The sequence below is a fragment of the Pseudomonas sp. ASL4 genome, assembly GCF_056680395.1.
Map to the genome: position 1 here is coordinate 4,888,753 of NZ_CM155280.1, position 11,830 is coordinate 4,900,582.

Sequence of the window (11,830 nt, forward strand, 5' to 3'; positions counted from 1 at the left end):
ATATGGGACTGCACCTGCTATCGAAGTCTGCTTTTGAAAACCAGTCGTTGTGCGCCATAAAAATATAAGGACAACAACAGTACATTACTGACAACCGTCGCGATCGCAGCGCCACGCAGGTCAAACAGGGGAATTAATGTAAGGTTGAGCAGCACATTGATGACCGCAACCAGCGCCATGTATTTGACTTTCACTTTCATGTGTTCCTGGGTTACCAATGTAGCCCCCGCACTGAAGGCCAGGAATATAACCGGCGCGCAAATGGAAAGAATTTTCAACACCGCTGCGGCGCCGCGATACGCCTCACCAAACAGCAGAGGGACTGCCCAGTCTGCAAATAACAAAATAACCAACATGGCCAGCGTTCCGAGCAGCAACATCATCCAGTTACCCTTACGGTATATCTGATAAAACATGTCTGGATCGTGGTTGGCCCAACGGTGCATTTTCGGCAGTAGAAAGCGTTGATAAATCACACTGGGCAGCAAGTACACCGCTGTCATGATGGTAAAGGCAACGCTGTATATGCCTGCGGCGCTGTTACTTGAAAGGTGTTTTAGCAAAATAATGTTGCTTTGGAAATAAATCAGATGGGAGAACGCCGCGATCCCAAATGGCCAACTGGCACTGGCAACACTTAACATCCCCGGCCTTGCAGCAAAATCCTTGAATTCAGCGGTCAGCTCGTGCCCCTTCAAGGTCAAACGCCCATTGATCATCTGCAGCAACTGGGGGATTGCCAACAAAAAAAACACCAGGGCAATAACGGAGAAAAATACCGCATAAAGCTCCGCGGCGATTGGCGTAGCGCTTACGACCGCAGCGATGAAAACCATCGAGCAACGAAGAAAGTGCGGCAAAAACTGCCAAAGAGCCAGACGCAGATAGCGCTCTTCAAGTTGTAATTTACTGCTTACCAACTCCACTGATAGCTGCCCCAATATGTACAGGGAAAGTATCAGAAGCAGGTGCTGCGTTAACCGGTCATGGTTTGTAAGCAGAGCCCAGGCGACGATGGCGCAGATGAGAAACAAGGTACTCAGAGCAATGAATTCGAAAGAAGGCTTTAACCAGCGTTTGGCTGCCCAGCCCTCTTGGCCAAAAGCCTTGAGCCAATATTGCGATATTCCGAAGCCCGCCAGTGGCGCGAGCAAGGTAATGGTCGTGAGTGCTGACGAAAAAGCACCAAAATCATTGCTGCCCAGTTTCCTGGCCAGTAACACCTGAGTTAAAAAAGCAAATCCGGCGCCTGCCAGCGAGCCCATCCAGAGAAGCGATATAGCTTTGAACGCTGTTGTCTTATTCATTAACCTATGTCATTTGTGATCACGCTACCGCCCCAGGATTTTTCGTCATATTCCTCAGGACGTGGTGCATCTATGAAATGTCGGCTTATTCGTGCCTAAAAGGCTGTTGAACCCGTTCGGCAATAACCACTGACAGCGTTTATAACTTCAGCATCTTGAGCAACTGTCGTGCTGAGTTAATCAATAAGCATCAAGCATTGTCGGAAGCATATTCATAGTGATAGTAGCCATAATCGTTGTAGCCATACTTATTGGAGGCCTTTTTCTCCACACCGTTGAAAATCGCCCCTTTGATGGCAACGCCATTCTGGGAGAACCGACGGACCGTCAATTCGATCTCCTTCGCGGGGTTCAGACCGAAGCGCGTAACGATCAAGTTGGTCCCTGACTGGCGTCCCACGATTGCCGCATCCGTTACCGCCAGTAGAGGTGGCGTGTCGAGAATCACCAGGTCATAAAGCTCACTCACCTGCGCCAACAGCGCGCTGAAGTTGGCATGCATCAACAACTCTGAAGGGTTGGGCGGGATCTGCCCTCGACTGACAAAGTCAAAATTCTCGATGTCGGTCTTATGGATTGCGGTGGCCAAATCGCAGCGACGCGCCAGAATATCGGAGAGCCCGTTATCCGAAGAAATGCCCATGACTTTGTGCAGATAGCCTTTGCGCATATCAACATCGACCAGTAATACCCGCAGGCCGGTTTGCGCTATTACCACAGCGAGATTTGCCGAGACGAACGTTTTGCCCACCTGCGGACTTGGACCGGAAATCATCAGCCGATTATTGTCGGTCTCGTGCATGGCGAAGTGCAGACTGGTACGCAGGCTGCGCAGTGCTTCGACCGCCAAATCAGTGGGGTGGTTGATGGCCAGCAACGGATAACCTGTAGCGGCACGTCCCTTTGCGCGGCCGATTTTTTCTTCTTCGGCCTTCTGCAAGATGCTGTAGGGAATCGACGCGTATACCGGCAAGCCAAGTTGCTCGATGGCTTCCGGGCTTTCAAGACCACGGTTCAATGCCTTGCGCACAAGGACCAGAGCTACCGCCAGGAAGCCGCCGAGAATCGTGGCGACCAATACAATCAAGGCCTTTTTAGGTTTGACCGGTTTCAGGAAATTGACGTCCGCCGTGTCGATCAGACGCACGTTACCCACGGTCCCTGCCCGCATCACGTCCAGTTCTTGGGCCTTGTTTAACAGTTGGGTATAAATGGCGGTGCCGACCTCAACATCCCGGGTAAGGCTCAGCAGTTCCTGCTGGGTGGACGGAAGGCTTTCGACCTTGCTGGCCAGGCTTTTCTGCTTACTGCTCAACTCGCCGATCTGAGTCAACAACGCGCGATAAGCCGGATGTTGCCGGGTGAACTTGCGGTCCATCTCGGCTTGCTGCAATTTCAACTCGGAGATGCTGGTATCCAGGCCGACAATTTGATCAAGAATGGCTTTGGTTTCGAGGGTGATATCCACCGACTTGCTGCGAGTCTGGTATTCATTCAAGGCGTTTCCAGCCCTTTCCAGGTCCTTTTTGACCACTGGAAGTTGCTCTTTCAGAAAAGCCAGGCTCTGTGCTGCCTCTGCTGAAGTACGCTCGACGTTTTGCCGCACATAGATGTCGGCGATCTCATTGAGGATTTTTATAGCCTGGTCCGGGTCGGTGCTTTCCAGTGCCAAGCCAATCATGCCCGACTCTTTTCCGCGCTCCAGGACATCCAGTGCCTCTTGATAGTCAAGGATACTGGTCAGGCGAGAATTACGGACGATTCTGAAGCGAGTCCCGGGATTGGCACGCATTTCCTCGATCTGAAACGTGACGCCGTTTTTCTCGAACAGTTGACCAGCCTGGCTCGCGGCCAGTAACTTGTCATCTTCATCGACCAAGGTGAAATAACCATTTTCACCCGCCGTCAGCGTCAACTTTTTGCCCAGTTGCGACTCGGGAAGGTCCAGCTTGAATATCTTCAGCGACTCCCCTCCCCAGGCAAAACTGTTAAGTCCCAGCCAGGCATCGGCTATTTCACCCGGGTTGTTATTTTTGAATCGACGTGCCAGAAACTCGCCTATAACGGGGAAGTAAATGGGCTGTATGACAATATCGAGCTTGAGGTTATCGACCGTTTTGCCAATCACCGAGCGCGACTGGATCAACTCAATCTCGGTGGCCGACGGCGACTCCTTGCCGAGCATGCTGCCAATATCCGAAAAACCCAGTAGGTCATTCTTTTTTGCTTCGACCTGCAACAGTGCATTCGCCTGAAAAACCGGCGTTGCCAGCACCGCATAAGCGGCCCCTGCCACCATAAAGGCGCCAGTGATCGCGGCTATCAACCATTTATGGTCGATCAGTGTTCCAAACAGACCGAGGATATCGATCTCGTCGTTGTCGTCTTCCCGTACGGTGACTACTGGCGCTTGTTGCATAAGTCGGATTCTTTGCCTTTATTACGATTCAAAAAGTAGTGGCGTCAGCGTGCTAGGCGCTGTGCCCATGCGTTTACGGCTTCTTCGATCAACGCATAAGCGTGAAAAAAAGCGGGTTTGCCTTGCCGGTAGGGGTCGCCGATCTCGCGCTCGCCTTGCCATTTCCCAAGCATCAGCACCTTGCCCCGTGCTTCAGGGGCGAGGTTGAGCACGCCGCTGACATGCTGTCGTTCCATGACCAGAATCAGGTCGGCCTCGCTGATCGCTTGAGGCTCAAGCTGAATGGCCTGGTGTTCATCGGGCGAATGACCATGCGCTTCAAGTACCGCACGCGCCGTTGGCTCGATCGGTTTACCGACCAAAGCGGCAAGACCGGCTGAACTGACGTGGATATCGGAATGAGCGAGTGCCCCGCGCAGTAGATTTTCCGCGGTAGGGCTTCGGCATATATTGCCAACACAGACAATCAAAACCCTTTTAAGCAAGATAAATTTCCCCGTCTTGTCAACATTGGCGGTGACATGCACTTGCCGAACATAAGAGTTTTTAACCACGGATAAACCTGAGCCTCTATAAGCCCAGGAATTGCAGCATCAGCTTTACAACACCAAGGACATATTTATTACCACGACACTTGAGTTGCACCCATGTTTTTCTCCGGACAAAAAATAACACCTCAGCCTGAAGACAAGCAGAAGTTAGCAATCACCGATATTTATTCAGACAGTTTCTAACAGTTGCGGTTTTCCCGCGGGCGATCCATCTAAATTACCCGGTACTTAGCGAATGGATAATGTATAGCCGTTCTAGCAGTTCGCGTTGCGAGCATTTTTTGTCAAGTGATTGGTCGTGCTTAGTGCTCCCAATCACCCAGCGTTGCCGGTTCCGCCAGCCTGGATCGAATTTTCTTACTGCCACTAGCCAATACATAAGTCTACTTTCAAGGACGCTTTCATGATTCGTAAATGTCTGTTCCCCGCTGCCGGCTATGGAACCCGTTTTTTACCCGCGACCAAGGCCATGCCCAAGGAAATGCTGCCGATCGTCAACAAGCCGCTGATCCAGTACGCCGTCGAGGAAGCGCGCGATGCCGGCCTGCAACATATGGCCATCGTCACCGGTCGCGGCAAGCGAGCGCTGGAAGACCATTTCGATGTCAGCTTCGAGTTGGAACATCAAATTCGCGGCACCGATAAGGAGATGTTTCTGGCCGGTACTCGGGAGCTGATCGACACCTGCAGTTTTTCCTATACCCGTCAGGTAGAGATGAAGGGCCTGGGGCACGCCATTCTCAGCGGTCGCCCGCTGATCGGTGATGAACCCTTCGCGGTGGTCCTGGCGGACGACCTGTGCCTGAACCTGGGTGGTGATGGCGTACTGGCGCAAATGCTCAAGCTCTACGAGCAGTACCGCTGTTCAATCGTGGCGATCCAGGAAGTCCCCCTCGAGCAGACTCAAAAGTACGGTGTGATTGCCGGCCAGTTGCTGAGTGAGGGCATTTATCGGGTCAGCAGCATGGTTGAGAAACCTCGTCCGGAGGACGCACCTTCCAATCTGGCAATCATCGGCCGATACATTCTGACTCCCGACATCTTTGACCTGATCGCCGACACCGAACCTGGCAAGGGCGGTGAAATCCAGATTACCGATGCGCTGATGAAACAGGCCAAGGACGGTTGTGTGCTGGCTTACAAATTCAAGGGCCGACGCTTCGATTGCGGAGGTGCCGAAGGGTATATCGAAGCGACCAATTTCTGCTTCGAAAACCTGCATCAAAACAACCTGTGATGGATCTGGCCCCGCGTCAGATTGAGTGCCATCAACGCGACCTCTCTTCCCGAGGAATGAAACCTCTATGAAGACATTGAGCGGTTTCAAGGCCGGTGACAGTCGCCAGCCGTATGGCGCTGACCTTAAAAACAACCTTGCGTACCTTATCGTCCGTGCCTACGCCTCGGAGCTGATCTTCCCCCGCGCGCCGAAAACGCCGGCGTTGCTGGTAGAGCGCATCGGCGTCTTTCCTTCTTCCGGGGAGATTCGCCGTGAGGTCAAGGATGGCGCCACGCTGCTGGCAAGTATCAAGAACTGCTACATCACCCAAGCGCTGGAAATCAACGAGGACGACGGGCTGAGCCTGGTTTTTGCAGACTGGCGCTTCAGCTTGTGCCTTTCGGGTAATGGCGGCACGACGTGCCTGAATGTGGAAAGTCGCGGCGACATCACGTTGATGCAGCGTAAAACTGTCGAGCTGCTGGAGCAGATCGACGCAGCAACAGACTGAAACCACGAGGCGGCGCAGGCTGACGATGGGGTTCCCTGTCGCCCGCCTGCTACTCCGGTCGACTGAACATCGACACATAGACACGAAGGACATCGCATGAACGCCAATGCACAACACGCCGCCAAAGCCTGGTATCTGGTCCAGTGCAAATCCCGGCAAGACGAACGCGCCGAAGAACATCTGCAGCGCCAAGGCTATGCCTGTTTTCGCTCGACCTACAAACGTGAGCGCATTTTAAAGGGGCGGCGACAGCTGATCAGCGAGTCGCTGTTTCCTGGCTACCTGTTTATTCAACTGAGCCAGCAAGACAGCTGGAGCCCTCTGCGTTCGACCCGTGGCGTGTCACGAGTCGTCGCATTCGGCGGTCATCCAATGCCAATCAGCGATACGCTGATCGACGATCTCCAGGAGCGGGACAACCAGGCCATCGTGACAACACTATTGAAACCTGGGGAAAACGTGCGCATCAATGAAGGCCCGTTTGCCGAACTCGAAGCAGTGTTCCTGGCCATGGAGGGTGAGGAACGCGTGTTGCTGCTGATGAACTTTCTGCACCGTGAACAGCGAATCAGCCTGCCGCTGGCAGGCATCAGCAAGCTTCGGCTGGCGTCCTGCAACGGCAGATAACCCCCCTGCTCTTCCAGCCGCAGGGGATCGGCTTGCCTAGGGTTGATCAGACCATTGAATCCAGCCCAACCACCAGGTTACCAAAATCAGCAAGCCAAACCCGATCCGATACCAGGCAAACACGGCATAGCTATGGTTAGCGATGAATTTGAGCAAACCACGTACGGCAATCATCGCGAAGAAGAATGCCACCACAAACCCCAAGATAAACACCGGCAGGTCGCTGGCCTGGAACAAATGGCGATATTTGAAGCCGGAGTAAACCGCGGCCCCGACCATCGTCGGCATCGCCAGAAAAAACGAATACTCGGTAGCCACCTTGCGTGACAGACCAAACAGCAGCCCGCCGATAATCGTCGACCCGGAGCGCGAAGTGCCGGGGATCATCGCCAGACACTGTGCAAAACCGACCTTCAAGGCATCGGTCCAGCGCATATCGTCAATGTGAACGATGCGCACCACATGTTCACGTTGTTCAGCCCACAACATGACAATCCCGCCCACCACCAGCGCTATGGCCACCGTGATCGGATTAAAAAGATGTGCATGGATGCTGTCGGCAAACATCACCCCCAGTACAACGGCCGGCAAGAATCCGATCAACACATTCAGGCTGAAACGTTGAGCATTACGCTCGGTTGGCAAGCCCGTGATGATCTCGAGAATTTTGCGGCGAAACTCCCAGACGACAGCCAGGATAGCCCCCAACTGAATGATGATATTAAAGGCCATGGCTCGCTCTCCGCCGAAGTCGAGCAAATCCGCGGCAATAATCTGATGACCTGTACTGGAGACGGGTAAAAATTCCGTGAGGCCTTCAACCATCCCTAAAATCAATACTTGCAGGGTCGTCCAAAAATCCATTAATCCTCCGTTAGACGCTCTCGACTGAAAGGTCTGATAATTATTTTGAGTATTTAAACTGATGAGGGCACGCGGGCGCCCTATTCTCTTTTTTCGCGATTGAATTTATGACCGCGGAGAATTAAAACGCGTTATCTATCGAATTTATCTAGTTGTTATAAAATGCCCACAACTGCACTCTATTTGCGCGGCCTTGATATAACCTGGATCAAACAACACGCCCGCGAGCAGCTGTGAGCAATGCACCAGATTCAGGCGAGCTTTACGCGCTGATCCAGTACGTGATTGCCGGGATTCTTTAACCGGCCGCCACGGCCTTTTGCAACCGCTGCCGATATTCGCTCGGCGTCTCCTGCATTTCATGCCGAAAGTGCCGATTGAAATTCGACAGATTGGCGTAACCCACCTCAAAGCAGATGTTGGCGACACTCAAGCCGCTTTGCGCCAACAACCGGCAGGCTCGCTGCACCCGCAGCTTGCGGGTCAGGTCGACGAAGGTGTGGCCGGTGGCACGCTTGAAGAACTTGGAAAACGCCGGTTCGCTCATGTCCAGACGCTGGGCGATGACGGACAGCCGCAGTTCGTCGGCGAGGTCGTTGAGGATGTAGTCAAAAACGATGCTCATGCGCTGGGCCGTCAAGGCGTCGAGCATCGGCGCGTATTGCAGGCTGGCGAGGGTCTTTCTTTCGGCTTCAGGCGCTGAGGCCAGCAGTTGCAGCAACGACAAAAACAGGCACAACCGCTCAAACCCCTGGCTCAACCCGATCTGTTCCAGAAGCTCGGCGGCTTTCTTTCGGGTAACGCCACCAAACTCGATTCCCCGGGCCGCTTGCCGGAACAGGCTCTGCAACTCATTGAGCTCAGGCACCAGGTTGCGCAGTTGCATCAGCGCCTGGCCGTCGAACTGCAACACCACGTCACGCCCAGCAATCAGCTCGCCTTTACCCAGATCGCTGATCCAGTCGTGCGGCAGGCCCGGCCCGATCAGCGCCACATGGCCGGCCTCGAACAGGCCGATGTAATCACCCGCCAACAGCCGACCGCTGCCTTCGCGAATCAGATGGATCTCGAACTCGGGATGATGATTCCAGCGCGCCAGATCGAAGGGATAGTCATGCTGATACCAGCGAAAGCTGTGCTGTGGCTCGTTGAGAATGACTTCGAGCGCGGGCGGTTTGTCCGTTTTTGTGTATTGGCTCGTCACTGTGGACAGTCTCCGGCAAGCGTTGGCCCAAGGTTCACACCAAAGCGTATGGGTTGCCTAGCCCTATAAGCGGTGGTGACTGATACTTTTTTGCCGCGCAAGTGCTCGGTTAAAAAAGTATCAGTAGTGCGTATGCCGTTCATTTGTTGGGCACGTGGGTAGCTGTTGTAATCGGTTCGCCATCCCGGATTACAACAATAAAAGATTCTGCTGCCCACGCCGCAGAGCGGAGAACACGATGAAGCTATTGCCCAACGTCCTATTCCTGTCCGCCGGTATTTCCTTCGCCCTGCTCTGCCAGGCCGGCGAAACCGTCACCATCGCCACAGTGAACAACAGCGACATGATCCGCATGCAAAAGCTCTCGAAAACCTTCGAGGCTTCGCACCCCGACATCAAGCTCAATTGGGTGGTGCTGGAGGAGAATGTCTTGCGCCAACGCCTGACCACCGACATCGCCACTCAGGGCGGTCAATTTGACGTGCTGACCATTGGCACTTACGAAACGCCGCTGTGGGCGGCAAAGCGCTGGCTGGAACCGATGAAGGACCTGCCCGCCAGCTATGACGTCGAGGACATCTTTCCTTCGGTGCGCCAGGGGCTTTCGCTCAACGACACGCTCTACGCCCTGCCGTTCTATGGCGAAAGCACGGTCACTTATTACCGCACCGACCTGTTCAAGGACGCCGGGCTGAGCATGCCCGAGCACCCGACCTGGACCCAGCTCGGCGAGTTTGCCGGCAAGCTGAACCATCCGGACAAAGAGCAATACGGCATGTGCCTGCGCGGCAAGGCCGGCTGGGGTGAAAACATGGCGTTGCTCTCGACCATGGCCAATGCCTTTGGTGCGCGCTGGTTCGACGAAAAGTGGCAACCGCAACTCACCGGACCTGAATGGACCGCCGCTGCCAACTTCTACGTCGATACGCTGAAGCGTTACGGCCCGCCGGGTGCCTCGAGCAATGGTTTCAACGAGACCCTGGCCCTGTTCAACAGCGGCAAGTGCGCGATGTGGGTCGATGCCAGTGTGGCGGGTTCCTTCATCACAGACAAAACCCAGAGCAATGTCGCCGACAAGGCCGGCTTCGTTGCGGCGCCCACCGAGGTCACGGACAAGGGTTCATCGTGGCTGTATGCCTGGTCGTTGGCCATCCCGACCAGCTCCCAACACAAATTAGCTGCAAAAGCCTTCGTGACTTGGGCCACCTCCAAGGAATACATCCAGCTGGTCGCCGAGAAGGATGGCATCACCAACGTACCGCCGGGCACCCGGAAGTCGACCTACAGCGACGCTTACTTGCAGGCCGCGCCCTTCGCCAAGGTCACGCTGCAAATGATGCAGAACGCCGACCCAGCGCATCCGTCCGCCCAGCCTGTGCCCTACGTCGGCATCCAGTACGTGACCATTCCCGAGTTCCAGGCCATCGGCACATCGGTCGGCAAGCAGATGTCTGCGGCCCTCACCGGGCAGATGTCGGTTGAACAAGCATTGGCCAATGCCCAACAGAGCACCGAACGCGAGATGAAACGCGCCGGGTACCCCAAGTAGCAATCAATGTGGGAGCGGGCTTGCTCGCGAATGCCGTGTGTCATTCAACATTAATGCTGACTGACGGGGCCCTTTCGCGAGCAAGCCCGCTCCCACATTGGATCGTCTCTATGGCTTCAATAAGCGGAGAAAGAAATGAAACGTCTGGAAGGAAAAAGCACGCTGATTACCGGGTCCGCCAGGGGCATCGGCAGAGCCTTCGCACAGGCTTACATTCGCGAGGGTGCTAACGTCGCGATTGCCGATATCAACCTGGAGCGGGCGCAAGCGACCGCAGCCGAATTGGGTTCCCAGGCCTATGCGGTGGAGATGGACGTCACTAATCAGGCATCCATCGACGCCGCCATTGCAGCCGTCGTCGCAAAAGTCGGCAAGCTCGATATTCTGATAAACAACGCCGCGCTGTTTGATCTGGCGCCAATCACTGACATCACCCGCGACAGCTACGAGCGCCTGTTCTCGATCAACGTCGCCGGCACCCTGTTCACGTTGCAGGCCGCCGCCCGGCAAATGATTGCCCAAGGGCACGGTGGCAAGATCATCAACATGGCCAGCCAGGCCGGTCGCCGGGGTGAGTCGCTGGTGGCGGTGTATTGCGCGACCAAAGCGGCGGTGATCAGCCTGACGCAATCGGCCGGTTTGAATCTGATCAAGCATGGGATCAACGTCAACGCCATTGCACCGGGTGTGGTCGACGGCGAGCATTGGGATGGCGTCGATGCGTTGTTCGCCAAATATGAAAGCCGACCGCTCGGGGAGAAGAAAAAACTGGTTGGCGAGGAAGTGCCTTTTGGGCGCATGGCCACCGCAGACGATCTGGTGGGCATGGCGATATTCCTGGCGTCGTCCGAGAGTGAGTACATCGTCGCGCAGACGTACAACGTTGATGGGGGGAATTGGTTGAGCTGATCAACCCCTGTAGCCCAAACAAAAACGCCACTCACTTGAGTGGCTTTTTTGGCTCGCGATCCTTTGGCCGCCCGGAAAATACCCGCAAAGCCGATCCGGCTGGTATTGTGCAGCGCTGTAAAAATACGCCGTATGACTGTGAGGATTTGACGTTGAGCACTGAAGAAAAACTGACCGGGGACTTGTTCGAAGTCGATAAACGCCTGGGGCTCAAACCTGTCGTGGACTTCAACACCTACCTGCGCGCGGCCTTCGGCGAGGGTAAATGTACCTGCATCCGTTGTGTCGACAGCGTTGGCGACGAGACCGGCTACGAGAACGCGCATACTTTCAACCTCGCCGGGCAAGTGCTCAACCGCCGCTTCGCATCCACCGCCGGTAGCGATGTGCTAATGGTGCTGAAGAAGGCCTGGCTGTCGTATACCAAAGCGGAGCTGGAGCTTCACGGCCACCTGGCGCTGGCGACCGTCAAAGAGTTTGTCGAGCCCGAGTTGCACAAGCGGCTGGCCCCACTGTTTCTGGCCAGCGGGTTGGTCAAGGATGTGGATGGCAACCTGCAGATGCAGCCACAAGTCGCTGGCTGATAATCCCGCCAAACGCGCAAATAAAAGCGCCACTCGATTGAGTGGGCGCTTTTCGGTTGCATCCAACCTTTGGGATGCAGCTCATC

11 protein-coding genes are annotated in these 11,830 nt (G+C 54.9%); 6 read left to right on the top strand and 5 right to left on the bottom strand.

The features are described 5' to 3' along the window. Nucleotides 1-17: 17 nt before the first annotated feature. The 3 genes from AC1MEW_RS22080 to AC1MEW_RS22090 all read right to left on the bottom strand — a co-directional run bounded on the left by AC1MEW_RS22080 (nt 18) and on the right by AC1MEW_RS22090 (nt 4,145). Entirely contained in the window at nt 18-1,307 is a 1,290-nt protein-coding gene (locus AC1MEW_RS22080; protein ID WP_323570247.1) for a flippase, read from the bottom strand. 190 nt (nt 1,308-1,497) lie between these two features. Continuing rightward, nucleotides 1,498-3,726: a polysaccharide biosynthesis tyrosine autokinase gene (locus AC1MEW_RS22085; protein WP_480423683.1), complete on the bottom strand. Its 2,229-nt coding sequence runs from the start codon at nt 3,724-3,726 to the stop codon at nt 1,498-1,500. Between the two features lie 44 nt (nt 3,727-3,770). Continuing rightward, nucleotides 3,771-4,145 (bottom strand): arsenate reductase/protein-tyrosine-phosphatase family protein, encoded by a 375-nt coding sequence (locus tag AC1MEW_RS22090; protein WP_242486388.1) that lies wholly within the window; start codon nt 4,143-4,145, stop codon nt 3,771-3,773. A 535-nt stretch (nt 4,146-4,680) separates the two neighbouring features. Between AC1MEW_RS22090 and galU the strand changes: the two genes are divergently transcribed. The 3 genes from galU (at nt 4,681) to rfaH (ending at nt 6,634) form a co-directional block, all read left to right on the top strand. Continuing rightward, complete coding sequence (gene galU, locus AC1MEW_RS22095) at nt 4,681-5,514, top strand: UTP--glucose-1-phosphate uridylyltransferase GalU (RefSeq protein ID WP_201256944.1); 834 nt, start codon at nt 4,681-4,683, stop codon at nt 5,512-5,514. A gap of 67 nt (nt 5,515-5,581) precedes the next feature. After that, nucleotides 5,582-6,007, top strand: a complete 426-nt coding sequence (locus AC1MEW_RS22100; protein WP_201256943.1) for a phosphohexomutase domain-containing protein — start codon at nt 5,582-5,584, stop codon at nt 6,005-6,007. A 96-nt stretch (nt 6,008-6,103) separates the two neighbouring features. After that, nucleotides 6,104-6,634 carry a transcription/translation regulatory transformer protein RfaH gene (rfaH, locus tag AC1MEW_RS22105; RefSeq protein ID WP_201256942.1) on the top strand — a complete coding sequence of 177 codons (531 nt, stop codon included), beginning with the start codon at nt 6,104-6,106 and terminating at the stop codon, nt 6,632-6,634. A 36-nt stretch (nt 6,635-6,670) separates the two neighbouring features. Here rfaH and AC1MEW_RS22110 read toward each other — a convergent pair whose 3' ends face one another. Then, nucleotides 6,671-7,498, bottom strand: coding sequence for an undecaprenyl-diphosphate phosphatase (locus AC1MEW_RS22110; RefSeq protein WP_480423684.1), 828 nt, complete (start codon nt 7,496-7,498; stop codon nt 6,671-6,673). Between the two features lie 298 nt (nt 7,499-7,796). Continuing rightward, entirely contained in the window at nt 7,797-8,702 is a 906-nt protein-coding gene (locus AC1MEW_RS22115; RefSeq protein WP_201256940.1) for a helix-turn-helix domain-containing protein, read from the bottom strand. A gap of 238 nt (nt 8,703-8,940) precedes the next feature. Between AC1MEW_RS22115 and AC1MEW_RS22120 the strand changes: the two genes are divergently transcribed. From AC1MEW_RS22120 to AC1MEW_RS22130, 3 genes are all read left to right on the top strand, one after another. Next, nucleotides 8,941-10,251 carry an ABC transporter substrate-binding protein gene (locus tag AC1MEW_RS22120; RefSeq protein ID WP_322268373.1) on the top strand — a complete coding sequence of 437 codons (1,311 nt, stop codon included), beginning with the start codon at nt 8,941-8,943 and terminating at the stop codon, nt 10,249-10,251. Between the two features lie 135 nt (nt 10,252-10,386). Beyond that, complete coding sequence (locus AC1MEW_RS22125) at nt 10,387-11,160, top strand: L-iditol 2-dehydrogenase (RefSeq protein WP_480423685.1); 774 nt, start codon at nt 10,387-10,389, stop codon at nt 11,158-11,160. Between the two features lie 152 nt (nt 11,161-11,312). Next, complete coding sequence (locus AC1MEW_RS22130) at nt 11,313-11,744, top strand: hypothetical protein (RefSeq protein ID WP_201256937.1); 432 nt, start codon at nt 11,313-11,315, stop codon at nt 11,742-11,744. Nucleotides 11,745-11,830 lie beyond the last annotated feature (86 nt).